This is a genomic window from Halovibrio salipaludis (assembly GCF_002286965.1).
Taxonomy (GTDB): Bacteria; Pseudomonadota; Gammaproteobacteria; order Pseudomonadales; family Oleiphilaceae; genus Halospina; species Halospina salipaludis.
In genome coordinates this window covers 63,152-87,773 of sequence record NZ_NSKD01000005.1, presented here as the reverse complement: position 1 = coordinate 87,773, position 24,622 = coordinate 63,152, and the positions used below count along the sequence as shown (strand labels likewise).

At 64.0% G+C, this 24,622-nt stretch carries 22 protein-coding genes; 9 read left to right on the top strand and 13 right to left on the bottom strand.

Annotated features, from left to right (window positions below; genetic code table 11):
- Genes CK501_RS11740 through CK501_RS11710 form a run of 7 tightly spaced genes read right to left on the bottom strand, consistent with a single transcriptional unit; the run spans window position 1 to window position 6,837 of the window.
- Complete coding sequence (locus tag CK501_RS11740; protein ID WP_095617935.1) at window positions 1-819, bottom strand: CheR family methyltransferase; 819 nt, start codon at window positions 817-819, stop codon at window positions 1-3.
- A gap of 16 nt (window positions 820-835) precedes the next feature.
- Entirely contained in the window at window positions 836-2,758 is a 1,923-nt protein-coding gene (locus CK501_RS11735; RefSeq protein WP_095617934.1) for a methyl-accepting chemotaxis protein, read from the bottom strand.
- Window positions 2,758-3,525, bottom strand: a complete 768-nt coding sequence (locus tag CK501_RS11730; RefSeq protein WP_095617933.1) for a ParA family protein — start codon at window positions 3,523-3,525, stop codon at window positions 2,758-2,760. The genes CK501_RS11735 and CK501_RS11730 overlap by 1 nt, the downstream gene beginning before the upstream one ends.
- Window positions 3,526-3,528: 3 nt before the next feature.
- Window positions 3,529-4,065, bottom strand: a complete 537-nt coding sequence (locus CK501_RS11725; RefSeq protein WP_095617932.1) for a chemotaxis protein CheW — start codon at window positions 4,063-4,065, stop codon at window positions 3,529-3,531.
- Window positions 4,065-6,128, bottom strand: a complete 2,064-nt coding sequence (locus CK501_RS11720; protein ID WP_095617931.1) for a chemotaxis protein CheA — start codon at window positions 6,126-6,128, stop codon at window positions 4,065-4,067. The genes CK501_RS11725 and CK501_RS11720 overlap by 1 nt, the downstream gene beginning before the upstream one ends.
- A gap of 36 nt (window positions 6,129-6,164) precedes the next feature.
- Window positions 6,165-6,527, bottom strand: coding sequence for a response regulator (locus CK501_RS11715; protein WP_095617930.1), 363 nt, complete (start codon window positions 6,525-6,527; stop codon window positions 6,165-6,167).
- A gap of 37 nt (window positions 6,528-6,564) precedes the next feature.
- Window positions 6,565-6,837: an STAS domain-containing protein gene (locus CK501_RS11710; RefSeq protein WP_095617929.1), complete on the bottom strand. Its 273-nt coding sequence runs from the start codon at window positions 6,835-6,837 to the stop codon at window positions 6,565-6,567.
- Window positions 6,838-7,113: 276 nt separating this feature from the next.
- Here CK501_RS11710 and wrbA point away from each other — a divergent pair, with 276 nt between their 5' ends.
- Window positions 7,114-7,713, top strand: a complete 600-nt coding sequence (gene wrbA, locus CK501_RS11705) for an NAD(P)H:quinone oxidoreductase (protein WP_095617928.1) — start codon at window positions 7,114-7,116, stop codon at window positions 7,711-7,713.
- 31 nt (window positions 7,714-7,744) lie between these two features.
- Here the strand turns inward: wrbA and CK501_RS11700 are convergent, their stop codons facing one another.
- Window positions 7,745-9,511, bottom strand: a complete 1,767-nt coding sequence (locus CK501_RS11700) for a GspE/PulE family protein (protein WP_095617927.1) — start codon at window positions 9,509-9,511, stop codon at window positions 7,745-7,747.
- A 6-nt stretch (window positions 9,512-9,517) separates the two neighbouring features.
- Complete coding sequence (locus CK501_RS11695; RefSeq protein ID WP_095617926.1) at window positions 9,518-9,901, bottom strand: DUF2069 domain-containing protein; 384 nt, start codon at window positions 9,899-9,901, stop codon at window positions 9,518-9,520.
- 111 nt (window positions 9,902-10,012) lie between these two features.
- On the opposite strand from CK501_RS11695, the gene CK501_RS11690 reads away from it, so the two are divergent.
- From CK501_RS11690 to tilS, 4 genes are read left to right on the top strand one after another with little or no spacing between them, the layout of a single operon-like run.
- The gene (locus CK501_RS11690) at window positions 10,013-10,462 is read left to right on the top strand and encodes a TlpA family protein disulfide reductase (protein ID WP_095618035.1); all 450 of its coding nucleotides are present in this window, start codon (window positions 10,013-10,015) and stop codon (window positions 10,460-10,462) included.
- Between the two features lie 4 nt (window positions 10,463-10,466).
- A complete protein-coding gene (gene dnaE / locus CK501_RS11685) occupies window positions 10,467-13,952 on the top strand; it encodes a DNA polymerase III subunit alpha (protein WP_095617925.1) in 3,486 nt (1,161 codons plus the stop codon).
- Window positions 13,953-13,982: 30 nt separating this feature from the next.
- Complete coding sequence (gene accA, locus CK501_RS11680; protein ID WP_095617924.1) at window positions 13,983-14,939, top strand: acetyl-CoA carboxylase carboxyl transferase subunit alpha; 957 nt, start codon at window positions 13,983-13,985, stop codon at window positions 14,937-14,939.
- The gene (gene tilS, locus CK501_RS11675; protein WP_095617923.1) at window positions 14,923-16,281 is read left to right on the top strand and encodes a tRNA lysidine(34) synthetase TilS; all 1,359 of its coding nucleotides are present in this window, start codon (window positions 14,923-14,925) and stop codon (window positions 16,279-16,281) included. Before accA ends, tilS begins: the two co-directional genes overlap by 17 nt.
- Window positions 16,282-16,287: 6 nt before the next feature.
- Here tilS and CK501_RS11670 read toward each other — a convergent pair whose 3' ends face one another.
- Genes CK501_RS11670 through CK501_RS11660 form a run of 3 tightly spaced genes read right to left on the bottom strand, consistent with a single transcriptional unit; the run spans window position 16,288 to window position 19,044 of the window.
- A complete protein-coding gene (locus CK501_RS11670) occupies window positions 16,288-17,046 on the bottom strand; it encodes a class I SAM-dependent methyltransferase (RefSeq protein WP_095617922.1) in 759 nt (252 codons plus the stop codon).
- A 58-nt stretch (window positions 17,047-17,104) separates the two neighbouring features.
- Window positions 17,105-18,361 (bottom strand): histidine kinase dimerization/phospho-acceptor domain-containing protein, encoded by a 1,257-nt coding sequence (locus CK501_RS11665; protein ID WP_095617921.1) that lies wholly within the window; start codon window positions 18,359-18,361, stop codon window positions 17,105-17,107.
- Window positions 18,358-19,044: a response regulator gene (locus CK501_RS11660; RefSeq protein WP_095617920.1), complete on the bottom strand. Its 687-nt coding sequence runs from the start codon at window positions 19,042-19,044 to the stop codon at window positions 18,358-18,360. Before CK501_RS11660 ends, CK501_RS11665 begins: the two co-directional genes overlap by 4 nt.
- A 65-nt stretch (window positions 19,045-19,109) precedes the next feature.
- Between CK501_RS11660 and dsbD the strand changes: the two genes are divergently transcribed.
- The 3 genes from dsbD to dsbG are packed head-to-tail and all read left to right on the top strand — an operon-like array spanning window position 19,110 to window position 22,338.
- Window positions 19,110-20,924, top strand: a complete 1,815-nt coding sequence (gene dsbD, locus CK501_RS11655) for a protein-disulfide reductase DsbD (protein ID WP_095617919.1) — start codon at window positions 19,110-19,112, stop codon at window positions 20,922-20,924.
- Window positions 20,925-20,935: 11 nt separating this feature from the next.
- A complete protein-coding gene (locus CK501_RS11650) occupies window positions 20,936-21,763 on the top strand; it encodes a TlpA disulfide reductase family protein (protein WP_095617918.1) in 828 nt (275 codons plus the stop codon).
- On the top strand, window positions 21,763-22,338 hold the full coding sequence (dsbG, locus tag CK501_RS11645; RefSeq protein ID WP_095617917.1) for a thiol:disulfide interchange protein DsbG: 576 nt from the start codon (window positions 21,763-21,765) through the stop codon (window positions 22,336-22,338). Before CK501_RS11650 ends, dsbG begins: the two co-directional genes overlap by 1 nt.
- A gap of 6 nt (window positions 22,339-22,344) precedes the next feature.
- Here the strand turns inward: dsbG and CK501_RS11640 are convergent, their stop codons facing one another.
- Window positions 22,345-23,331 (bottom strand): zinc-dependent alcohol dehydrogenase family protein, encoded by a 987-nt coding sequence (locus CK501_RS11640; RefSeq protein WP_095617916.1) that lies wholly within the window; start codon window positions 23,329-23,331, stop codon window positions 22,345-22,347.
- A gap of 267 nt (window positions 23,332-23,598) precedes the next feature.
- On the opposite strand from CK501_RS11640, the gene CK501_RS11635 reads away from it, so the two are divergent.
- Window positions 23,599-24,603 carry a histone deacetylase family protein gene (locus CK501_RS11635; RefSeq protein ID WP_095617915.1) on the top strand — a complete coding sequence of 335 codons (1,005 nt, stop codon included), beginning with the start codon at window positions 23,599-23,601 and terminating at the stop codon, window positions 24,601-24,603.
- Window positions 24,604-24,622: the final 19 nt, after the last annotated feature.

Here is a 24,622-nt window from a genome sequence, read left to right as displayed (position 1 = left end):
TCAGTCCACTCGTTCGTAGATGGTACGGCCATGGGAGACAAAGCGTTCAGTGACCTTCCACAGGGATTCGGAGTGGCCGATGTAGAGCCAGGCACCGGGCGCGGTGTAGCGATGCAGCCGCTCGAACAGTTGCGCCTGCAGTTCCTTGTTGAAATAGATGACCGTATTGCGGCAGAACACGATCCGGAAGCGTTCGCTGAAGGGCCAGTCGTGGAGCAGGTTCTGGGTGTCGAAGGTGACCATGCGCCTGAGCGGTTCCTTCACCTTCGCCTTGCCGGCATTGCGACCGGTTCCCCTTAGGAAGTAGCGCTTCTTCAGCAGCGCCGGTACGCCGGAAAGGCGCCCCTCGTCGTAGATGCCCCGGCGGCCGTGTTCCACCACGCTGCTGTCCAGGTCAGTGGCAGTGATGGTCACCCTTTCGGCATCCTGTGCGCTGAGATTTTCCAGCACTGTCATGGCGATGGAGTAGGCTTCCTCGCCGGTGGAACAGCCTGCGGACCAGATGTTGATGGGCTCGCCGGCCCACTCCTGCAGGATCTCTGCCAGATGATCGAAGTGGTGGGATTCCCGGAAGAAGGCCGTGAGGTTGGTGGTCAGGGCGTTGACGAACTGGCCCATTTCTTCGCCATTGTCCCGTTCCAGCAGCTTCCTGTAGGAGGCGAAATCCGGCAGGCCCAGCGCTCTCAGGCGGCGGGCGAGCCGGGAATACACCATCTGGTCCTTGGAGGGATTGAGCTGGATGCCGGTTTCGCCGGTCACCTTCTCGCGGATCCACTCAAAGTCCCCACGGGTGAACTGGAATTCCCGCTCCCGGGACACTACTGCCTACTCCCGCTCAGAATTCTTCCCATTCACTGTCATCATTGCCGTCTTCTGCCTGCTGTCCAGTGTCCCGGGCCGCCGCGCCGGTGTTGGCCCCGCCAGTCGCACTGCCCTGGGCGGACCGGGCCCCCGTGCCTGAACCATTATTGCCGCGCTGGGCCAATGTGGAACGCTGAGCCTGGCTGCGGCTTCCCGTACCGCTGTTCTGGCGCTGTCCGCCGCCGGAACGGTTCCCGCTGGCCGCCTTCTGGCTGCCTGCGCCGCTGTCACCGAAGAAGCTCATCAGATCCACCAGTGACGTGGTCTGTTCATCCAGGGACTCGGAGGCCGCCGCTGCTTCCTCGACCAGGGCCGCGTTCTGCTGGGTGACCTCATCCAGCTGGGAAACGGCCTTGTTGATCTCGTCGATGCCGGAGGACTGCTGGTTGCTGGCCGCCGCGATCTCGGCGATCTTGTCGGTCACGGTCTGGACCGAGTTGATGATCTCGTTAAGGGTCTCGGTGGATTCGTCCACCAGCTTGGTGCCGTGCTCGACCTTCTCGCTGGAGTCCTTGATCAGCTTCTTGATGTCCTTGGCGGCGGAGGCGCTGCGCTGGGCCAGGTTGCGGACCTCGGCGGCCACCACGCCAAAACCGCGCCCGTGCTCGCCGGCACGCGCCGCTTCGACGGCCGCGTTCAGGGCCAGCAGGTTGGTCTGGAAGGCGATTTCGTCGATCACCGTGATGATGTCGTTGATCTCGCTGGACGAACTCTTGATCTCGCCCATGGCATCCACCACCTGACGGGCGATTTCGCCGCCGCGCTCGGCTTTCTCGCGGGCCGCCGTGGCGAGCTGGTTGGACTCCTGGGCGTTGTCCGCGTTCTGCTTCACGGTGGAGGTGATTTCCTCCATCGATGAGGCGGTCTCCTCCAGGGAACTGGCCTGTTCCTCGGTGCGCTGGGAGAGGTCCTGGTTGCCCTGGGCGATCTCCTTGGCCGCGGAGTCGATGTTGCCGGTGGCATCGGTGATCTGTTCAACCGTGTTGCGGAGCACATCCACGGTTTCGTTCACCGCTTCCTGGAGCCGGCCGAAGTCGCCCTCGAACTCACCCTGCATCTTGTCGTGCAGGTTGCCGTCCGCCAGGTTCTTCATGACGCGGATCACTTCCTGGGTAGGGCGCTGGGCAGCGTCCACCACTTTGTTCACGTCCGCGCTCAGGTCCTTGATGAACCCCTCGGTCATGGCGTCGGTGTCGACCCGCTCGTCCAGCCGGCCTTCACGGACCTGGTTGATCATGTCCTTGAGTTCCGAGCGGACCTGTTCCTCGTTCTCCTCGCGCTCGCGCTCCTCGGTGCGATCGAACCATTCAATGGTGTTGCCAAGGAAGTCGCCCTGTTCGTTCTCCTCGCCGGTGATGGCGATGGCGAAGCGCAGCCGGCCAATGTCCACGGTTTCGTGGATGGCGTCGTTGCGGACCTTGCTCATCTGGCGGGCAATGGTGCGCAGCTGGGGAAAGGTATCCACCAGATCCTCGCCCTCCAGTCCCTTGGCACGAAAGCCCCGGTTCTCTTCAGCGAGGTCGCGCTCGTAATCGCGCAGCAGGTCCTGCATGCGTTCATTGAGGTAGTCGATACGGCCCTCTGGGTCCGTTGTCATCATTGCCGTGGTCGCGGTATGCAGGGCCAGCTTCGTGCGCTGGAGGGCCTCGTATTCCGCCGGGTCAATGGTGACCTGGTTACTCTGGTTGGTGCTGGCCATGGTCTTGCTCTCCCGTGACTCGGTCTGTTGTGTCTTCTGTTCGTCTCTGGGTCCGGTGGCCGGTTCAGGTTCCGGCTCCGGGGGTGTTCCGTCGCTGTCTTCCATCCATGCCAGCGGATCATTGCCCAGTTTCTGCCGCCGGCCTCCGCCACGGCGCCCGGAGCCGCCGTTGCGGTTACTGCGGTTGTTCTCGGCCATCAGCGCACTCTCCCCAATCTAAGATCCTCCACCAGGGCCGCGTAGTCGGCGGCGCCGTTACTGGTGGCCTGGTATTCAAAAACCGTTCTGCCGAACCCTGGCGCTTCCGCCAGGGCCACGTTCTCCCGGATCGGTGTCTGCAGCAGCTGCCCCGGGAAGTGGTTCACCAGGGTTTCCTGCACCTCGCGCGACAGTCGCCGCCGGGTCTGGAAGCGGGTCAGGACAAGCCACTTGCGGCTGGCTCCCTGCATCCGTTCCTCTACCTTTGCCAGCGTCTGCATCAGCGTGGACAGCCCCTGTAATGACAGGAAATCGCAGGACACCGGTATCACCAGGTCATCGGCGGCGAGCAGGGCGTTCATGGCCAGAAGCCCGGACGACGGCGGGCAGTCCATGACCACCCATTCCGGCGCCTCGCTGGCGCTCTCCGTTTCCAGTTCGTACAGCGCCTCGTTCAGCCACCAGCCGCGCTCCGGGCCACCCTCGTCCAGGGTCTCGAAGCTGCGCAGTCCGGGGCCGGCACAGATCAGATCCAGGTGTTCGCGAACGTTCTGGCGGTGATCCACCAGGCGCTCCTCGTTCAGGAGCACCCGGTCGAGCCCGGGCAGGCGGTTGTCCGCGCCCAGGCTGGTGCCCATGTGCCCCTGCGGGTCCATGTCGATGCCCAGAACCCGTTCACCCAGCCGTGCCATGCCATGGGCGAGGTGAACGCTGGTGGTCGTCTTGCCGACACCACCTTTCTGGTTCAGGACCGCGACAGCACGCATGGGTCAGTCGCCGTCCCCGCCCACCCCGGCGTCCTCGCCGAGCAGGCTGTCCACGTCCAGTACGATCACCATCTTGTCCTCCATGGTGGCCAGGCCGCGGATGAAGTCCGTCCGGATCACGGTGCCGAACTCGGGCGGTGGCCGGAGCTGGTCTTCGTTGATGCCATAGACCTCGGAAAGTGCATCCACGATCAGGCCCATGATCCGCTCCCGGTCGCCGTGGATGACCTTGACCAGCACCACCACGGTGAACTGGGTGTATTCCAGCGTTTCCATGCCGAAACGCTCGCGCAGATCCACCACCGGGACGATGGTGCCTCGCATGTTGATGACCCCCTTCACGTAGGGCGGGGTGTTGGGAATGGGGGTGGCGGTATCCCAGGCCCGGATTTCCTGGACCCTGAGGATGTCCACACCGTATTCCTCATCCCCCAGCGTGAAGGTGAGATATTGGTCGCCGTCGCCCACGGTGCCCTGGAGTGCGGCATCCTGCTGGGTGGTGGCGACGCTGTTGGTCTTGTCGCTTGCGGATTCGCTCATCAGTTATTGGCTCCCTTCGTGAGCACTTCGTCGCGTGCCTGGGCCAGCTCAAGGAGCCCGGCAATGTCGAGGATCAGCGCCACGGTGCCATTGCCCAGGATGGTTGCCCCGGCAAAGCCGGTCACCGGCCGGTAATTACTCTTGAGGCTCTTGATCACGACCTGCTGCTGGCCGAGGAGCTCGTCCACGTGCAGCCCGACGTAGCGGTCGTCTTCTTCCACCACCACCATCAGCTCGTTCTCGAGAGCACCCCCACCAGTCTCGTTGAACAGCTCGCGCAGGCGGATGATCGGGATATAGTCGTCCCGCCATTCGTAGAGCTCGGAGGTGCCGGCCATGCGCTTGATCTTGCCGCCCTGCATCTGCAGCGATTCCATGATTGAGATCAGCGGTACCACATAGACCTGGTCGCCCACCCGGAACAGCTGCCCGTCCAGAATGGAGAGGGTCAGCGGCAGATGGATGGCGAAGCGCGTGCCCCTGCCGGGGGTTGAATTGACGGTGATGTTGCCGCCCAGCGCCTTGATGTTGCGCTTGACCACGTCCATGCCCACGCCACGGCCGGAGACGTCGGTGGCCTCATCATGGGTGGACAGGCCGGGGTGGAATATGAAGTCAAACACCTGTTCGTCGGAGAGTTCCTCGCCGTTGTCCACCAGGCTGGCCTCGCGCGCCTTGCCGAGCAGCCGGTCACGGCTGATGCCGGCACCGTCATCGTTGATCTCGATGACGATGTAGCCGCCCTTGTGGTAGGCGTTCATCTCCAGGGTACCGGTCTCCTGTTTACCCAGTTCGGCCCGCTTTTCCGGCGCCTCGATGCCGTGGTCCATGGCGTTGCGGACCAGGTGAACAAGCGGGTCGATGATCTTCTCCATCACCGTCTTGTCCAGCTCGGTCTCCTCACCATTAAGCTGCAGGTCCACCTTCTTGCCCAGCTGGCGCATCAGGTCATGGACCATGCGCGGCAGGCGCGAGTAGGCGAAGCTGATCGGCACCATGCGGATGCGCATGACGTTTTCCTGCAGCTCGCGGGTGTTGCGCTCAAGCTGCGCCAGGCCGTCCTGCAGCTTCTCCAGCTTGTCCATGGTGAAGTTCTCGCCCAGCTCATTGAGCATGGACTGGGTGATGACCAGTTCACCGACCATATCGATGAGGTTGTCGATCTTGCCCGTGTCCACCCGGATGGAGCTGCTGGTGCTGGCATTGCCGCCGCTGCTCTGCTGGGCCGGCTTCTGTGGCGTGTCGTCGCCCGCCGGCTCTCCGGCGCTGGCTGCCTGGGGGTCCGAGGCTGTTTCCGGGGCCGTGGTGGTATCCCCGGCCGCCAGCTCCAGCGGGGCAATGGTCAGGGAGCAGTCATCCTCGACCCACTCAAAGACCTCTTCAATGGCTTGCCGCTCGACATCCCCATACAGGTCAATGGTCCAGCTGAGCACACACTGTTCCGGGTCAAGATCGGGCAGGGCGGGGAGGCTGCTGCTGTCGCAGCTCACCTGGATCTCACCGAGTTCGCTCAGTTCCTCCAGCAGCCGCAGCGGGTCGTTGCCGGTCATGAACAGGTGCGGTTCAGGCGTAAAACCGATCCGCCAGCCGCCCCCCGGGCCGGAGCCATCGTCGGCCGCGGCGGTGCTGCCAGCATCATCACCGTCCTTACCGTTGCTGCTGCTGTCGCCGTCGCCGCCGTCGACCATTGCCGCCAGCCGGGTGGTGATGTCGGCCGCCTGCTGGGGATCCGCTTCAGTGCCATCACGCTCCGCCTGGAGCAGGGAGCGCAGGCAGTCCACGGACTCCAGAAGCAGGTTGATCCCGTCGGTGGTCACCTCGCTTTCACCTTCCCGCAGGCGGTCCAGCAGGGTTTCGAGCTTGTGGGTCAGATCGGTGACTGAGTTCAGGCCGAAGGTCCCCGCACCTCCCTTGATTGAGTGGGCCGCGCGGAAGATGTCATTGAGCTGTTCGACGTCCGGCTCGCCGGCCGTCATGTTGAGCAGGCCGTTTTCCATGTCGTCCAGTCCCTCGAAGCTTTCTTCGAAGAAGGTCTGCAGGAACTGGTTCATGTCGATGCTCATAGCCACTCCGGCCTGTGATTCCGGTGAATTCGGTGCTTACCGCACAACCTTGCGGACGGCGCCCATCAGTTTTTCCGGATCAAAGGGTTTGACCAGCCAGCCGGTTGCGCCAGCGGCCTTGCCTTCCTGTTTCTTTTCCGGAGCCGACTCGGTGGTCAGCAATAGAAGCGGCGTGAACTTGTAGTTGGGCAGTTTGCGCAGCTCCTTGATCAGCGTGATGCCATCCATGTTCGGCATGTTCACGTCGGTAATGACCGCGTCGAACTTCTGCTGCTTTGCCTTGTCCAGCGCGGCCTTGCCGTCGGGGGCATCCACCACCGTATGGCCGTTCTGCTTGAGCGTGTGGGAAACCATCTGTCGCATCGAGGCGGAATCATCCACCGCGAGAATGTTTGCCATCGTCAACTCCTTGCCGCTTTCCGGCGTTTCTGAATAGTCACGCAGTTTCGGTGCCAAGAAGGGATTCCGCTTCGGCAAGGCACTGCGGGCGGTTACGCCATTCCCAGTCACGCCCCTGCATTTCGGCCTGTCGCCGGAATGCCAGCAGAAGCTGGACGCCCGCGGTATCGACCCTTTCGGTATCGGTACCATCCAGAATCGCAGTGCCGTCCGCATCCAGGGCACTGGAGAGCTGCTGATACAGCATGCCCGCCATGGAGATGTCCACCTGGGCACCAAGGACCACGACATTACTGGAATCTTCACTCATCCAGGCATTTCCTCTTTAAGGACTGGTCATAACGACTACGGCAGATGATAGCGGCGGGATCATCAAGAGTCCGCCTGTTTATATCGCTGTGACAACAGTTAACGGCTGCACATGGCGATACTTGAGAAATCCCCGTTACTGTGCGGACAGGAGTCCGCATCGGGGCATCAGTCATTTTGAACAGGGTGCTCGAAATGTTCCGCTTTGATCGGGGCGGGCAGGGCGCTAGTGTGAGCAGCACTAACCGATCACATGCAACACCACAGGAGATGGACAATGGCGAAAGTACTGGTGCTTTACTATTCGATGTACGGGCACATGGAAGACTTTGCAAACACCGTGGCCGAGGGCGCCGGCAGCGTTGATGGGGCCGAGGTGACGGTCAAACGGGTTCCGGAGACGATGGACTCCGATGCCTTTGCCAATGCCGGCGGCAAGGCTGACCAGAAGGCGCCGGTGGCAACGCCCAATGAGCTGGCGGATTATGACGCCATTCTGTTCGGCACCCCCACCCGGTTCGGCAACATGGCCGGCCAGATGCGGACCTTCATGGACCAGACCGGCGGGCTCTGGGCCAAGGGCGCGCTGTTCGGCAAGCTTGCCAGCGTATTCGGCTCCACCGGCACCGGAGGTGGCCAGGAACAGACGCTGACGACCTTCTGGGTGACCCTGGCGCATCACGGCATGACCATCGTGCCGATCGGCTACGGTACCGGTGAGCTGTTCGACATCTCCCAGCCCGGAGGCGGCACTCCCTACGGCGCTACCATGCTGGCAGGCGGTGACGGCTCCCGGCAGGCGGACGAGCGCGAAAAGGCCATCGCCCGGTTCCAGGGTAAGCATGTGGCGGAGCAGGCAGTGAAGCTGTTCGGCTGACCGCCTGATGCAGGCGCGGCCGTGACCGCGCCTACCGCTGGCTTTCCGGGGTGACCCGCATGACTTCCTCGATGGTGGTCAGCCCGGCAGCGACTTTCTGGGCGCCGGACAGGCGCAGTGACATCATGCCCTGCTTATAGGCTTCCCGGCGCAGCTGGTTCACGTCGCATTCAGGCGTGATCAGTTCCTCAACCGCACCTTCCACGGGCATGATTTCGTAGACCCCCGACCGGCCCAGGTACCCGGTGTTGCGGCACTGCAGGCAGCCGACCGGTTCGCAGGGGTGTTCCGGCGTGGGGGCTTTCCAGGGTCGGGTAAGGGTTCGCCAGGCTTCCGGGTCGATGCTGCCTTCCGTTTTACACCCGGTGCACAGGGTCCTTACCAGGCGCTGGGCCATGACCCCGATGACCGTGGCCCGGATCAGGTAGCTCGGCAGTCCCAGTTCGAGCAGCCGGGTCAGGGCACTGGGGGCATCGTTGGTATGCAGGGTGGAGAGCACCAGGTGGCCGGTCAGCGCGGCCTGAACCGCCATGTCCGCAGTCTCCTGGTCGCGGATCTCGCCGATCATGATGATGTCCGGGTCCTGTCGCAGCAGCGCACGCACGCCATGGGCGAAGGTCAGATCGATGCCGTGCTGCACCTGCATCTGGTTGAATGCCGGCTCCACCATCTCGATGGGGTCCTCGATGGTGCAGATGTTCACGTCGTCCGATGCCATCTGCCGCAGCGTGGAGTAGAGTGTGGTGGTCTTGCCGGAGCCCGTGGGGCCGGTGACCAGGATGATGCCGTACGGGTTCTCGGTGATGCGCTGCCAGCGCTCGCGGTCGTCGCGGGAGAAGCCCATCTGCTCGAAGGGCTTGAGCAGCACCTCCGGGTCGAAGATCCGCAGCACCATCTTTTCCCCGAACGCAGTGGGCATGGTCGCGATGCGCAGCTCCACTTCGCTCTCATCCGGCTTGCGTGTCTTGATGCGACCGTCCTGGGGGCGACGCTTTTCGGCCACGTTCAGCCGGCCCAGGATCTTGAGCCGGCTGAGCACGGCAATGCCCACGTTGATCGGGAATTCGTAGACGGTGTGCAGGACGCCGTCGATCCGGAACCGCACCTGGGACATTTCCCGGCGGGGTTCGATGTGGATATCGCTGGCGCGCTGCTCAAAGGCATAGTGCAGCAGCCAGTCCACGATGCTGACCACGTGCTGGTCATTGGCGTCCGCCTTGCCTTCGCCCAGGTCGAGCAGCTGCTCAAAGCTCTGGACGTGTTTGCTGGCATCCTCGCCACCCGCTTTGCTGACGGAGTTGGCGAGCTGGTAGAACTCCACGGTGAAGCGGCGGATGGACGCCGGGTTGGACACGACGGGCGTCACCGTCCGCCGGGTGATGTGTTCCAGGTTGCTGATCCACTCCCTCTGGAACGGCTGGGCGGTCGCCACCTGGACCTCATCGCGGGTGACTTTCACGGCCAGGATGCCGTTGCGCTGGGCATAGGCGTACGACATCACGTCCGCCACCGATGGCACATCCACCTTGAGCGGGTCGATGTGCACGTATTCCAGCCCGGACCAGTGGGCCAGCCACTGTGTGAGGGTATCCAGGTCCAGGAGCCGGCCGGTATTGGCATCCTGGAGCTGCGCGTCCGCAATCATCTCCAGCGGGTGCCTCTGGGCATCCGAGCCCAGGTTGGCGTTGCGCACCTCGCGCGCTTCCTCCTCGGAAATACGCCCATCCCTGACCAGGGCATCGCAGACCTGGGGCAGGCTCAGTGGCTGGTCACGCTCGGGGTAGGATGCTCTCGCCATGGATGATCAGCCCGTGGTGATGCCGGGATTGCGCGGGTCCTGGCGCAGCTTGAACATGGCCGCCACGAAAAAGACCAGCGTCAGGATCAGCGGAATAACGCTCGTCAGGGGCCAGCCGTACAGGTAGGAGCTGACCGACAGGGGCGCGAAGTAGATCATCATCATGAAACAGGCCCAGATGTAGGTGATGTTCCGGCCCCGCAGGAGCCCGGGTACAAAAATGACCAGAGGCACGAGTTTGATGGCCAGGATGGCGGCTTTGGAAGCGCCTTCCACCGGGGCCGGCCAGAAAGTGGTCAGCGCGAGAATGGCCATGAGGGCGAAGAAGCTTGCCAGCCCGATCCAGTGGGCCAGTGGCAGATCGGTGTGGCGGCGTGCGGTCTCGGTCATTACGGGCGATTCACTTCAGCGGGTATGGATTACGGAGGCCGGTTTTGCCGTTACAATGTTCGATCCGGCTTTGCCCGTTACTCTATCAGGAGGTTGGCGGTGATTCATCTCATGCGCGCGACGGTTGTCGTGCTGATGCTCGCGCTGGCGGGCTGTGACGGTATGCCCGACGGCCTGGGCGGCAGCGCCGATTTTGCCGCCGCCAAAGGTGACGTGGTCAGAACCAGCGAGCTGGAGGGCCAGTGGGTCTTCGTCAACTATTGGGCTGAATGGTGCAAACCCTGCTATGAAGAGATCCCGGAACTGAACGCGCTGGATCAGCGCGGCGGGGTCCGGGTTCTGGGCGTGAACTTCGATCAGGTGGAAGGTCAGCCTCTTCGCACCCTCATGGAGGACATGGGCATCGAGTTCACCGTCGTCACCGATGATCCCCAGGCACATTACGGCTGGGAGCACCCGGTTTCCCTTCCTGCTACCTTTGTGATCAACCCGGAAGGGGACGTGGTCGAGGCCCGCTTCGGGGAGCAGACCGAGGAGGAACTGGTCGAGGTCATGGAGTAGCCCTGTGTCGCGCGCATTCGTTCATCTTCGTATCCATTCGGAGTATTCGCTGGTCGATGGCCTGATCCGGATCAAGCCACTGATCGAGCGCGCGGCGGAAATGGGCATGCCCGCCATCGGGCTGACCGAACAGTCCAACATGTGCTCGCTGGTGAAGTTCTACGAGGGCACCACCAGCGCCGGCATCAAGCCGATCATTGGCGCGGACATCTGGCTGCGTAATCCCGAGGACCCGCACAAGCCCTTCCGCATTACCCTGCTGGCACGCAACCAGACCGGCTTCGGCAACCTGACCGAGATCATCTCCCTGGGCTATACCGATGGCCTGGCGACCGGGGTGCCGGTGGTGGAGCGGGAGTGGATCGAGCAGCGTGCGGAGGGCCTGCTCATGCTCTCCGGCGCCCGCGACGGGGACATCGGCCGGGCCATACTGGCCGGCAAGCAGGAGCTGGCCGAGGAAAGGGCCCGCTACTGGGCCGCCCTGTTCCCCGGCGCCTTCTATTTTGAGCTCCAGCGCACCGGCCGCCCCTATGACGAGGACTGTGTGCACGGGCAGGTGGCTCTGGCCCAGACGCTGGAACTGCCGGTGGTGGCCACCAACGATGTCCACTTCCTGGAGGCTGATGACTTTGAGGCCCATGAGGCCCGGGTCTGTATCGGCGAGAGCAAGACCCTGGATGACCCCCGGCGTGAGCGGCGCTTCAGCGACCAGCAGTACCTCCGTTCCCAGGAGGAGATGATCGAGCTCTTCGAGGACATCCCGGAGGCGATCGACAATACCATCGAGATCGCGCGCCGGTGCACGGTCCCGGTCAAGCTGGGCGAGATCTCGCTGCCCCAGTACCCCATCCCGGAAGGGATGACCATGGATGAGTACTTCCGCAAGGTCTCGGAAGAGGGGCTTGAGAAGCGCCTTGAGCGCATCCTGGACCGCACGGACCCCAACTATGAGGAGAAGCGGGCGCGCTACTATGAGCGCCTGGACTTCGAGCTCAATATCGTCAACCAGATGGGGTTCCCGGGCTACTTCCTGATCGTGATGGACTTCATCCAGTGGGCCAAGGACAACGGCGTGCCCGTGGGGCCCGGGCGGGGTTCCGGCGCGGGCTCGCTGGTGGCCTACGCGCTGCTGATCACCAACATCGACCCGATGCAGTACGACCTGCTGTTTGAGCGCTTCCTCAATCCGGAGCGTGTGTCCATGCCGGACTTCGACGTGGACTTCTGCATGGAAGGCCGCGACCGGGTCATCCACTACGTGTCCGAGCGCTACGGCAAGAACGCCGTCTCCCAGATCATCACCTTCGGCACCATGGCGGCCAAGGCCGTGGTGCGGGACGTGGCACGGGTCCAGGGCAAGTCCTACGGCCTCGCGGACCGCATGTCCAAGCTCATCCCGTTTGACCCGGGAATGACCCTGGAACGGGCCCATGAGGAAGAAGAGCCGCTGCGTGAGTTCCTGGAGCAGGACGAGGAAGCCCAGGAAATCTGGGAGATGGCGAAGAAGCTCGAGGGCATCTGCCGTAACGCCGGCAAGCACGCCGGCGGTGTGGTGATCGCGCCCACCAAGCTCACGGACTTCGCCCCGCTGTACTGTGAAGAAGACGGCGGCAGTGTCGTCACCCAGTTCGACAAGAACGACGTGGAGGAGGCCGGACTGGTCAAGTTCGACTTCCTCGGCCTGCGGACCCTGACCATCATCGACTGGGCCCTGGCCATGGTGAACCGTCGCCGGCGCGAGCGCGGCGAGGCGGATATCGACATCGACGAGATTCCACTGGACGATCAGCCCTCCTTTGAGCTGCTCAAGAAGGCCGAGACCACGGCGGTCTTCCAGCTGGAATCACGCGGCATGAAGGACCTGATCCGGCGTCTTGAGCCCGCCAGCCTCGAGGACATGATCGCGCTGGTGGCACTGTTCCGCCCCGGCCCGCTGCAGTCCGGCATGGTGGACGACTTCATCGACCGTAAGCACGGCCGCCAGCCGGAGGCCTACCCACACCCGGATTTCCAGTACGACGGCCTCAAGCCGGTGCTCAAGCCCACCCATGGCATCATCCTCTACCAGGAGCAGGTGATGCAGATCGCCCAGGTCATGGCGGGCTTCTCCCTCGGCCAGGCGGACCTGCTGCGTCGCGCCATGGGCAAGAAGAAAGCCTCCGAGATGGAAAAGCAGAAGAAGGCGTTTCTCGAGGGCTGCGAAAACAACGGCATCAGCAAGGAACTGGCGGACAACATCTTCGATCTGGTGGAGAAATTCGCCGGCTACGGCTTCAACAAGTCGCACTCGGCGGCCTACGCGCTGGTCTCCTACCAGACCCTGTGGCTCAAGGCCCATTACCCGGCGGAGTTCATGGCGGCGGTGCTGACCGCGGACATGCAGAACACCGACAAGGTGGTCACGCTGGTCGAGGAATGCCGCCGCATGGGGCTGGACCTGGTGCTGCCGGATGTGAACACCAGTGAGTTCAGCTTCACCGTCAATGATGATGGCCAGGTGGTCTACGGCCTCGGCGCGATCAAGGGCCTGGGTGAAGGGCCCATTGAAAGCATCACGGCGGCGCGCCAGGAAGACGGCGCCTTCCGTGACATGTTCGATTTCTGCGCGCGCGTTGAGATGCGCAAGGTCAACAAGCGCGCCATCGAGGCACTCATCCGCGCCGGCGCCCTGGATAACCTGGGCCCGAGCCGGGCGAAGATGATGGCCAGTATCGACAAGGCCATCCAGCAGGCCGGCCAGCTCAGCCGCAATGCCAATGCCGGCATGGGCGACCTGTTCGGTGAGGATCTGGTCTCCACCGGGGATGAGAATCCCTTCGCGGATGTGGCCCACCTGCGCGAGTGGAGCGACAAGCAGCGCCTCCAGGCGGAGAAGGAAACCCTGGGGCTCTACCTGACGGGGCATCCCTTCGATGCCTATGAGAGCGAGGTCCGCCATTTCGTGCCCACGCCCATCGCCAACCTGCAGCAGGGCAAAGGCACCCAGCGGATTGCCGGCCTGGTGGTGGCGGTGCGCACCATGAAGAACCGCCGTGGCCAGCCCATGGCGTTCGTCACCCTGGACGATCGCAGCGCCCGCATCGAGGCGACCCTGTTCACGGACGCCTTCATGGAGTACAAGGATCTTCTGCAGGCGGACAATGTGCTGATCCTGGAAGGGCGGATCAGCTACGATGACTACAGCGGATCGCTCAAGATGACCGCGGACGGTGTGATGGACATCAATGCCGCCCGCCGCCAGTACAGCCACGGCATCCGCCTTGCGGTGGACCGCCCCCAGTGCGCCAACGGCTTCCTGGATCATCTGGAGGAAGTGCTGCGGCCCTATCGCGGCAACGGCTGCCCGGTTAATCTGGCCTATTACAGCCCGGATGCGAGCACGCTGATCCGCCTGGGTGAGGACTGGCAGGTACAGCCGGACGACGAACTGCTGTTGAGCCTGCGCCACCTCCTGGGCGACGATCGCGTGACTTTGGTATACGATGAATAAACGGTTGCAAGAAACAACAGATGGAGCGCCATGAACCCCCAATACCTGGATTTCGAACAGCCCATCGCCGAACTCGAGGACAAGATCGAGGAACTCCGTCTGGTCGGCAATGACGCCGACGTCAACATCTCGGAGGAGATCAACAGGCTCCGCAACAAGAGCATCAGCCTGACCGAGAGCATATTCGGCGACCTCAAGGCATGGGACATCGCGCGGCTGGCGCGCCATCCCCAGCGTCCCTACACCCTCGACTACATCGATGAAGTGTTCACGGATTTCGATGAACTCCACGGTGACCGCAGCTTTGCGGATGACCCGGCCATTGTGGGTGGCCTGGCACGGCTTGATGGCCGGCCGGTGATGGTCATCGGTCACCAGAAGGGGCGCGAGATCAAGGACAAGGTCCACCGCAATTTCGGCATGCCCAAACCCGAGGGCTATCGCAAGGCGGCGCGGCTGATGCGCATGGCCGAACGCTTCCAGCTGCCACTGATCACCCTGATCGACACCCCCGGGGCCTATCCCGGCATTGGTGCCGAGGAGCGCGGCCAGAGCGAGGCGATTGCCAACAACCTGGCACTGATGTCGCGGCTGCAGACCCCCATCATCTGCACGGTGATCGGCGAGGGTGGCTCTGGCGGCGCGCTGGCGATCGGTGTCGGTGACCGGCTCTGCATGCTCCAGTATTCCACCTATGCCGTCATCTCGCCCGAGGGCTGCGCGTCCATCCTGTGGAAGAGCGCCGACCACGCCGCGGACGCGGCCGCGGCCATGGGAGTGACAGCGGACCGGCTCAAGTCACTCGGTGTATCCGACCGGATCATCCCGGAGCCGCTGGGCGGGGCCCACCGCGACCAGTCCACCATGGGCGCAAGCCTGCGGGAGGCCCTGGTTGAGGAGCTGGACGCACTGGAACAGCTCTCCATTTCCGAGCTGGTCGAGCAGCGTTACGAGCGCCTGACCCGCTACGATGCCAGCAAGCAGTGAACCGCCGGCGCCGGAGGCCTGGCCCCAGGATCTGAGCGGGGCCTTTCACAACCTGCCGGAAAGCCGTCGCTGGTGGATTGCCCTCAGCGGCGGCTGCGATTCCACCTTCCTTCTCTACTGCCTGGCCGCGCTGGCGCCACGCCACAATGCCCATCTGCATGCCATCCATCTCCATCATGGCCTGAACGCATCCGCCGATCAGTGGCAGCAGCACTGTGAGCGGGTCTGTGAGGCGCTGGGTGTGCCGCTGGTGAGCGAGCGGCTGGCGCTTGATCCGGAACAGCCGGATCTGGAGGCCCGGGCCAGAAATGCCCGGTATGAGTGCTTCGAGTCCCTGCTGGAACCCGGGGATCTGCTGTTCATGGCACACCATGGTGACGACCAGGCCGAGACCGTGCTGCTGCGGCTGCTGCGTGGCAGTGGCGTGCGTGGCCTGGCCGGGATGCCGGCGGAAAGGGAACTGGGCAGCGGTCGCCTGGTGCGGCCCCTGCTGGGCCTGGAACGGCGGCGCATTGAGGCTCTGGCCCGTGACTGGGCGCTGGACTGGTGCGAGGACAGTTCCAACCGGGATACCCGCTTTGACCGCAACTACCTGCGTCACGAGGTGATGCCGCGTCTGGAGGCGCGCTGGCCCCGGAGTGCCTGGCGGATGGGCCGCAGTGCCGAGCACTGCCGGGAAGCGGAGGAGCTGCTTTCGGAACTGGCCGACATCGATGCCGGGAGCGCGGCCAGCGGGCAGGGCATCAGCGTCCTGGCACTGGGGCAGCTGAGCGGGCCCCGGCGCCAGCAGCTTCTGCGCCACCTGCTGATCCGGCATGGCTGCCAGCCGCCGGGGGAACGGCGTCTGGCTTCCGGGCTGGAGGCACTGCTCCACGCGCCCGATGACGGTCAACCGGAACTGCGTGGGGAAGACTGGCGGGTCTGCCGTTTCCGGGATCAGCTCTGGCTGGTTCCGGATCTGCCCGTGGTGGGCCGGGATGCGGCGGTTGAATGGTCTGTGGGCAACGATCTCGAGTGGTTCGGAACCCGGCTGTCCGCCGAGCGCTCTGAGGGAAGCGGCCTGGCCGTGAATGCGGGAGAGCGTTTCCGGATCCGGCCCCGCGCCGGTGGTGAGCGTTTCCGTCCTGGTCCCGGCCAGCCCCATCGCCCGTTGCGCAAATGGCTGCAGGAACAGCGCATTCCGCCCTGGGAACGGGCACACCTGCCGCTGGTTTTCAGTGGCGGGGAGCTGGTTGCGATTGCGGATCTCTGGCTGGCGCCGGAGTGGCGCGCGGGGGAAGGGCAGACCGGCTGGGTGCCGGTCTGGCACCGCCCCTGGCAACTGCTTCGGGCGGCGCCGTAACCTGGATTACTTGCGGCGCTTGAGCGCCCAGATTTCCAGCAGGGCCCATTCCTCGCCCGGGTAGTTGGAGCGTTCCAGCTCGGACATGAGCCGGTGGCGTGAGGCCATGCTGCCGACGAACTCAAAGCGCTCGAGCAGGATACGCTTGGTGGCATCCGCCGCTTCCAGTGCGAAGGGGTTGAGGAAGTTCACCAGCAGGTAGCCTTCGTCATCGCCGGCGGCGAATTCGTCCATCAGGCGTTCCACCGCGTGGGGCTCGAGATAGACCAGGGCCGCCGTGGAGATCAGGATATTGGCGTTCTTCATGGTCTTTTCGAGTTCCGCCTGGGTCGCGGCATCCGGCGTGTTCAGGTCCGCCTGGATGGTGTTGTCGTAGATGCCGGCGGACTGGCCGTAGGCCAGGGCATTGGCGGAGATGTCGATGCCGGTGACACTGGCGTTGAAGCGGCGCGGCTGGGCCACTTTCTTGCAGGTTTCCGCGTCCTTCCAGTTCTCGCGGATACCGTCGTAATCCATGCCGTTAATGGTTGCCATGGTGGTGTTGCCGAAGCATCCGGCGAGGTCAACAACATTGAGGGTACCACTGGCGGCCTTCTTCTCGGCCCAGGGCAGGATCAGTCGATCAAAGGTCTGGCGGTTGAAGTTGTCCGAGACGTAGTCGAGTTCGTCGAGGATGCGTTCCTTGAAGGGAACGGGCGTTTCCGCCACGTAGATATCGTCAAAGTGCTGTTTTTTCTCGTCGGTTTTTACGCCTGAATCACTCATGCGCTCATTTCCATATTGCGAAAGGGGCGCTTATGATCGTTGGGGGTGGGGTACCGGGTCAAGTCGGCCAGGTGATAACAGCCTCCACCATCCCTTCCCGTGGATGCCGGAATTCGAACCGGGCATCGAATCGTTCCGTGATCGCACGCACGATGGTGAGCCCTAGACCGTCGCTGCGCTCGGGGTCCCCCGTGGCGTTCTCCCCGGCTGGATTGGTCACCGTCATTACAAGGTCCGTGCCGCTGCACTTGACCCTCAATTCGACCGTTTCCCCGTTGGTGCCGTGGCGCAGCGCATTCTCCAGCAGGTTGCGCAGGGCTGTTGAGGCCAGTGGCGCGGGAAGTGGCAGATCCGGGAGTGATGGCTCCGAATCGGTGCGGATTCGATCGCGCTCCGGCAGATCCGCAATGGCCTGATGGATCACTGTTTCCACGGCTGCCCGTTCATGGCCGTGTGCGCCCGCCCGTTCAACCCTGGCAAGCATCAGCAGCTGCTCGATGATGCGCTGCATGCGTTGGATGCCGGCTTGCGCCTGGTCCAGGGCCCGGCTGGCTTCGGGTGCCTGGCGTGCCGCTACCTGCAGATTTGTCTTGATGGCGGTCAGTGGCGTGCGCAGTTCATGGGCCGCCTGACTGGCGAAGTGCTGCTCGCGCTGTATCGCCTCGTTCACCCGCGCCAGCAGATCATTCAGCGTTGAGACCACCGGTTGGAGTTCCGCCGGTGCTGATCCGATGTCCACGGGGGTGAGCATGGAAGGGCGGCGCCGGGAGACCTCACGACTGAGTCGCTCAAGGGGCGCCAGACCCCGGCTTATGCCGAACCAGACCACGCCGATGCCGCCGGCAAGTGCCAGCGCAAAGGGGGCAACCAGAACCAGGAGAATGCCTTCACGAAGCTCACCGCGCTCCGTCATGCGGTCCGCTGTGGTGATGTGCAGCCCGTTGTGCTCAAGGGTATAGAGACGCCAGCGCTCTCCGTTGATCATGGTGTTCCGGTAGCCGGGCTCGCGGGCGTCCAGGGCCTGGCTGTTGGCGCCTTCGGTGCGCACCAGCACCTCACCGCCGGCGGCCTGGATCTGGCAGGCCACGCCTTCGGACTCCGGCTGCACCAGCTCCGTATCACTTCGGGGGCTTTCCAGGAGTCCGGGCTGACGGGCGACCAGACCCGCGACCATCCGGGCGGAGGCAGCCAGGCGCTCATCCAGGGTATCGGACACCTGACTGCGCAGGTCGAGGAACAGCAGGGCAGCGGCGGATGCCCACAGAACCCCCAGGGCCAGCCCCACGCCCAGAACCAGTCGCCGTTTCAGCGTCATTGCGGTTCCCTGCTGTCATCGCCGGGTGGAGGGCCCAGCCGGTAACCCATGCCGCGGACCGTCTGGATCAGCTCCCGGCCCAGTTTCTGGCGCAGGTGGTGAATGTGCACATTGAGGGCATTGCTGCCGATCTCGGTATCCATGCCGTACAGGGCGTCCTTGAGCTGCTCCCCTGTCAGGATGCTGCCACTGGACCGCAGGAACTTTTCCAGCAGCAGGAGCTCCCTGCGCGGGAGGGTGGCCGGCTCCCCGTTCAGGGTGACTTCGCCGCGTTCCGGCATGAACCGCAGGCTGCCATGCTCGATCGCGGGCGAGGCGCGGCCGGATGCGCGGCGCAGCAGGGCCCGCAGCCGGGCGCTCAGCTCGTCCAGGTCAAAGGGCTTGAGAACGTAGTCGTCCGCTCCGGATTCCAGCCCGGTCACCCGGTCATCCATGGCGTCCCTGGCCGTCAGTACCAGAACCGGCACGGTGACGCCCCGCGTCCGCCACTGGCGCAGCAGTTCAAGGCCATCCCCATCCGGCAGGCCAAGATCCAGGATCACTATATCGGTGTTCACCGTCGCCATGGCGTGTTCCGCGCTCCTGGCACTGGTGACCCGGTCGACCACAAAGGAATCCATCTCCAGGCCGCTGACCAGACCGGAGGCCACCAGATCATCGTCCTCAATCAGCAACACATGCATCTTAATGCCCACTTAATCGGTTCCCTGCACAATCCTGCCAATTGCGTGAACAGCAGGGAGACAGAATGAGACACACCCGGTCAGCAGCGACGGTGATGGCAGCCCTGTTCCTGATGCTTGCCGGCATGATACCGGTTCAGGCGGCCATTGATCAGTCGGATTTTCTATCCCCGGAGGAGGCGTTCCAGTACGAGCTGGTTCCTGACGGTGATCAGTACCGTCTGGCGTGGGATATTGCGGATGATTACTACCTCTACCGCAAACGCATGACCGTGACCGGACAGGACGCTGAGCCCGCGAGCGTGAGCTACCCGGAAGGCGAGATCATCACCGACGAGTATTTCGGGGAGTCCGAGGTCTATTACGGTCAGGCGGAGGTGCTGATTGACCCCGGGGAGGCCCGCACCCTGGAGCTGAGCTGGCAGGGCTGCGCGGACAAGGGCCTGTGCTATCCGCCCCAGAGCGCCACTGTGACGCTGGACGGGAAAACGGCCAGTCCCGATGACGGTGATGGCGGGAATCCCAACGCTGAACAGGCTGGCGGGGCAGCACCACAAGCGGAGGATGAATACCTGGCCAGCAGCCTCGCGGACAGCAGTCTGGCCTGGAACCTGGCCCTGTTCTTCGGGCTGGGCCTGCTTCTGGTCTTCACGCCCTGTGTGCTGCCAATGGTTCCCATCCTGTCCGCGGTGATTGTGGGCAGCCAGGCGGCGCGCGGCCAGGCCTTCTGGCCGTCGCTGATTTTCGTGGTCACCATGGCAGCAACCTATGCGGTGCTTGGGGCAGCGGCGGGGCTGATCGGTGCCAATCTGCAGGCCGCGTTCCAGGTGCCGCTGTTCATCGGTGGCCTGGCGGTGCTCTTCGTGCTGCTGGCACTGTCGATGTTCGGCGTTTATGAGCTTCAGTTGCCGGCCTTTATCCGGGAGCGTCTTGAGGCGATGAACGGTCGCCAGACGGGCGGTCACCTGGGAGGCGCGGCTCTGATGGGCTTCTTTTCGGCCCTGCTGGCCAGCCCCTGTATGACCGCGCCGCTGGCGGGCGCCCTGTTGTATATCGCCGAGTCCGGTGACGCGCTCAACGGCGGTCTGGGCCTGTTCGCCCTGGGGCTGGGCATGGGGGCGCCGTTGGTGGCATTCGGCACCCTTGGAGCGAGTTTCCTGCCTAAGCCCGGGGCCTGGATGAACGGCGTCAAGGCGGTGTTCGGGGTGATTCTTCTGGGTACCGCTGTCTGGTTCCTGGAGCGAATCCTGCCTGACCATGTCGTCATGGCACTCTGGGGCATTCTGGCGGTCATTGTCTCGGCTCTGGCGCTGAATGCGGTGCGCCATGCCACCCTGGCTGAACCAGCACGGGCGCTGGCAGCAGCGCTGGCACTGGTGGTGGGTCTCTGGGGCGGCCTGATGCTGGTTGGCGCGGCCGGCGGCGGCAGTGCCCTGTACTCCCCGCTGACACCCTTTGTGGGGAGCAGTGAGCCCGCCGCCAGCACCGGAGAAACCGATGACGGGATGGCCGGTTTTGAGGTGATCAAATCACCCTCGGACCTGGATCAGGCGGTGGCCCGCGCCGGAGAGCAGGGGCGGTGGACCCTGCTGGAGTTCTATGCGGACTGGTGCATCACCTGCGAGGTGATCGAGGAAGAGGTCTTCGGTGATCCTCAGGTCCAGAAGGCGCTGGCGGATGTGCAGCTGCTGCAGGCGGATGTTACCGCCAACGACCGCACGGACCAGGCACTGATGGACGAGCTGCAGGTAGTGGGCCCACCGACGATCATGCTGATCGGGCCGGATGGGCAGGAGCGTCGTGGCTATCGCGTCACTGGAGAGATCAGCAGCGATGCCTTTCTGGAAAGGCTGTCCGCTACGGGCGCGTCGTCACTCTGAAGGAGGTATGGATGTCATCAATCGCTCTGGGGCCACTGAGCCTTCCGATTGCCCAGGTCCTGATGATCGTGGCCTTCGCTGTCGCCCTGTTTGCCGGGGCCGTTGCAGGGCGCCGGGAGCAGGTGAGCGTGGGCGGGCCGCTGACGGATATCCTGCTCTGGTCGCTGGTCTGTGCCCGGATTGGTTTCGTGGTGCTGTACTTTGATCATTACCGGGATGACCTGCTGGGCATGATCGATATCCGCGATGGCGGCTTCCATCTGGTCTCCGGCCTCGTCGGCTGTGTGGCCGCAACCGCATGGCAGCTCTGGCGGCATCCGTCGGTACGCCAGGCGCTCGGGATTGCGGTGACCATCGGGGTTCTGGTCTGGGCCCTGCCCTGGGGGCTGATCAAGCTGATGCAGGTCCAGGGGCAGGGGATACCGGATGTGGCCGTTGAGTCACCCGATGGTGATTACCGGCCACTGGAGGCCATGGCCGACGGCCGCCCCATGGTGGTCAATCTCTGGGCTTCCTGGTGCCCACCCTGTGTACGTGAGATGCCGGTGCTGGAAGAGGCCCAGGAAACCCACGGAGATATCGCCTTTGTGTTCGTCAATCAGGGAGAAGGCCCGCCGACCGTCAACAGCTTCCTGGATGAGCATGGCCTGACGCTTCGCAACGTGGTCCTGGACCGCAAGCGGGAGGTCGCTTCCAATACCGGCAGCCAGGGGCTGCCCACAACGCTTTTCTACGACGCATCCGGTCAGCTGGTGACCGTCCATCATGGCGAGCTCTCCAGCGCGACCCTTGCGGACAACCTTTCCGAGTTCGGAACCGACAAAGGAGACAACAACTGATGAGTCCCAACAACACCGGAGCCCTCCGGCTTGCCGCCGGCGTCGTCCTGCTGCTGGCCCTGGCTTTGCCGGCCCACGCCCAGCAGCAGAGCATGGATGGAGACGCCATCTGGCAGACCCTGGAGGACAGTCACTGGGTCCAGGATGGAGCGGATGATGCGGACAGGATCATCTACACCTTCACCGACCCCAACTGCCCCTACTGCGATCAGTTCCGGGAGCAGGCCGCGCCCTGGATCGAGGCTGGCCGGGTCCAGCTGCGTCACATCATGGTCGGGATCATCAAGCGCAGCAGCACGCCCAAGGCGGCCACGATTCTCGGCAGCGACAACCCCGGGGCGGCGCTGGCGGAAAACCGCAAAGCCTATGAGAGTGGTGGCATTGAGCCGGACGAATCCATCGTGAAGAAAGCAGAGGGCAAGGTCCGGGAGAACAACTTCCTGATGCGGGACCTGGGCGCCAGGGCCACGCCCACCACCATCTACTGGGATGGGAATGACGAACTGGCAGCCAAGCAGGGTGCACCCCGGCCCCGGGAGATGCCCGCGATCATGGGCAGCCAGAAGCCGGAGTGACGCACGTCAGTGCTGGGGCACCACCAGGATCTTGCCGTCGCGCTCAGCCGAGGCGGCGGCCGCCACGGCCTGCTTGATGTCGCTGACATCGTATTCGGCCGCGATCGGTGCCTTCAGGGCGCCGCTGGCGATCTGGCGGGTTACTTCGCTGTAGATGGCCATCTGCTGGTCACGGCCAGCCTGGCTGAACCAGCGTGACAGCCAGAAGCCGCGCAGCGAGATGTCACGGAAGACCACGTTCGCCGGAGACATCTGGCATGGCTGGCCGCTCATCATGCCATAGTTGACTACTGGGGAGCCGGCGGTCAGGCAGTTGGCCAGATGGTCGGTAGCGTCACCGCCCACGGCATCGATGCCCAGACGGATGTCGGCGCCGCCCGTGGCTTCCTTCACGCGTTTGTGGAGGTCGGGTCCGTCCACCAGGGTGACGTCGCCGCCCTGGGCCGCAACACCGGCCACGGCGGATTCGCGCCGGACCACGTTGACGGTGTGCAGCCCCTTCTGGGCCGCCAGCCGGATCAGGTAGCCGCCCACGCCCGAATTGGCGGCGTTCTGGATGACCCAGTCGCCTTCCTTCAGATCCACGAACTCCTGCAGCATGAGCAGGGCGGTGGGCGGATTGATGGTCATCATGCTGAGCTGCTTCGGGTCCGCGTCGTTGGGCAGCGGCACCAGCTCCTTCGCTTCCGCGAGGACATGCGTGGACCAGGTCCCGGATCCCACTGGCAGCAGCACCGTCTGGCCGTGGTCGAGACCGGAGACGCCCTCGCCGGTCTCGGCGACGCGGCCCACTCCCTCATTGCCGCCGACCGCCGGCAGCTCTGGCAGGATGCCGTAGTCGCCGGTCAGGGTAAGGACATCGGACGGGTTGATGGGTGCCGCCAGCACCTCGAGCAGCACCTGGCCGCTGCCGGGCTTCGGGGTTTCTTCGGAAACAGCCTCGATCACGTCCTGGGGGACGGGGCCGCGACTGCTGTATTGCGCCTTGAGCATGGGAAGCTCCCTGCGGGTGTGTGTGCGTTCAGCGTATTCCGTTGTACTCTCATGTAAAGCGTATGGATTGCCGGCCAGGGTCACCAGTGGCATCTTCGACCAAGGTCGGACGCATAATGGGCCTGGGAAGCGTACAATGGGGCACCGGAAACCGGAGCGAAGCCGGGTCTTTCGGTGATCCGCAAAGGCAGACTCGCCGGACGTCTATTATGATGGGGGCTGAGCAAGTTCTGATCCGAGCACCGCACACTGCCAAAGGAGTCCTCCGTGAAAGCATTCTTCCATCCCTCGCAGAACCGGCACCGTCCGCTGACGTACCTCACGCGCGGCAAGATGCGCCCGCCGCAGGAGATTCCTGAGCGTACCCCGGAGCTGCTTACGGGCCTGGAAAACGTGGGCATGCAGGTGGCGGAGCCTGTGGATCACGGTATGGCGCCCATCGGCGCGGTGCATGACCTGGGTTACCTGCGTTTTCTCGAGTCCGCGCACCGGCGCTGGCCGGAAGACTGGGGCGAGGAAGTGATGTCCAACATCTTCGTGCGCGCCCCCAACCACATGCACGGCATTCTGGCCGAGTGTGCCCGCTATCAGGCGGATGGCAGCTGCCCCATCGGCGAGGGAACCTGGGAGGCGGCCTACTGGTCGGCCCAGAGTGCGCTTTCCGGCGCGGACGAGCTGCTTGATGGCGAGCAGCGTGCCTACGCCATGTCCCGCCCGCCGGGTCACCATGCCCGCCGTGACGCGGCCGGGGGCTTCTGCTACCTGAACAACGCGGCCATCGCGGCCCAGGCCCTGCGCAGCCGCTTCCAGCGCGTGGCCATTCTGGATCCGGACATGCACCACGGTCAGGGTATCCAGGAGATCTTCTACGATCGCGACGACGTGCTCTATATCTCCATCCATGGCGATACCACCAATTTCTATCCGGTGGTCAGCGGCCATGAGACCGAGCGCGGTGAGGGTGCGGGCTTCGGTTACAATATCAACATGCCCATGCCGCACGGCTCACCGGAGTCGACCTTCTTTGAGCGTCTGGAAGAAGCGCGCAGCGCCATCCGCCTGTTTGATGCGGACGTGCTGGTCGTCTCGCTCGGCTTTGACGTCTATCAGGACGACCCGCAGGCGAAAGTGGCCGTCTCGCAGAGCGGCTTCGAGCGCATGGGCGGGCTGATCAGCGAGCTGGGCCTGCCCACGCTCGTGGTCCAGGAAGGCGGCTACCACCTGGAGTCGCTGGCGGACAACGCAACGGCTTTCTTCACCGGGCTGAAGTAACGCCGCCCGGTGTCATCTA

Coding starts and splice junctions, on each gene's coding strand:
- CK501_RS11735 (WP_095617934.1), bottom strand. CDS start 2,758: ATGGCCGAGAACAACCGCAGTAACCGCAACGGCGGCTCCGGGCGCCGT.
- CK501_RS11730 (WP_095617933.1), bottom strand. CDS start 3,525: ATGCGTGCTGTCGCGGTCCTGAACCAGAAAGGTGGTGTCGGCAAGACG.
- CK501_RS11725 (WP_095617932.1), bottom strand. CDS start 4,065: ATGAGCGAATCCGCAAGCGACAAGACCAACAGCGTCGCCACCACCCAG.
- CK501_RS11720 (WP_095617931.1), bottom strand. CDS start 6,128: ATGAGCATCGACATGAACCAGTTCCTGCAGACCTTCTTCGAAGAAAGC.
- CK501_RS11715 (WP_095617930.1), bottom strand. CDS start 6,527: ATGGCAAACATTCTCGCGGTGGATGATTCCGCCTCGATGCGACAGATG.
- CK501_RS11710 (WP_095617929.1), bottom strand. CDS start 6,837: ATGAGTGAAGATTCCAGTAATGTCGTGGTCCTTGGTGCCCAGGTGGAC.
- wrbA (WP_095617928.1), top strand. CDS start 7,114: ATGGCGAAAGTACTGGTGCTTTACTATTCGATGTACGGGCACATGGAA.
- CK501_RS11700 (WP_095617927.1), bottom strand. CDS start 9,511: ATGGCGAGAGCATCCTACCCCGAGCGTGACCAGCCACTGAGCCTGCCC.
- CK501_RS11695 (WP_095617926.1), bottom strand. CDS start 9,901: ATGACCGAGACCGCACGCCGCCACACCGATCTGCCACTGGCCCACTGG.
- CK501_RS11690 (WP_095618035.1), top strand. CDS start 10,013: ATGCGCGCGACGGTTGTCGTGCTGATGCTCGCGCTGGCGGGCTGTGAC.
- accA (WP_095617924.1), top strand. CDS start 13,983: ATGAACCCCCAATACCTGGATTTCGAACAGCCCATCGCCGAACTCGAG.
- tilS (WP_095617923.1), top strand. CDS start 14,923: ATGCCAGCAAGCAGTGAACCGCCGGCGCCGGAGGCCTGGCCCCAGGAT.
- CK501_RS11670 (WP_095617922.1), bottom strand. CDS start 17,046: ATGAGTGATTCAGGCGTAAAAACCGACGAGAAAAAACAGCACTTTGAC.
- CK501_RS11665 (WP_095617921.1), bottom strand. CDS start 18,361: ATGACGCTGAAACGGCGACTGGTTCTGGGCGTGGGGCTGGCCCTGGGG.
- CK501_RS11660 (WP_095617920.1), bottom strand. CDS start 19,044: ATGCATGTGTTGCTGATTGAGGACGATGATCTGGTGGCCTCCGGTCTG.
- dsbD (WP_095617919.1), top strand. CDS start 19,110: ATGAGACACACCCGGTCAGCAGCGACGGTGATGGCAGCCCTGTTCCTG.
- CK501_RS11650 (WP_095617918.1), top strand. CDS start 20,936: ATGTCATCAATCGCTCTGGGGCCACTGAGCCTTCCGATTGCCCAGGTC.
- dsbG (WP_095617917.1), top strand. CDS start 21,763: ATGAGTCCCAACAACACCGGAGCCCTCCGGCTTGCCGCCGGCGTCGTC.
- CK501_RS11640 (WP_095617916.1), bottom strand. CDS start 23,331: ATGCTCAAGGCGCAATACAGCAGTCGCGGCCCCGTCCCCCAGGACGTG.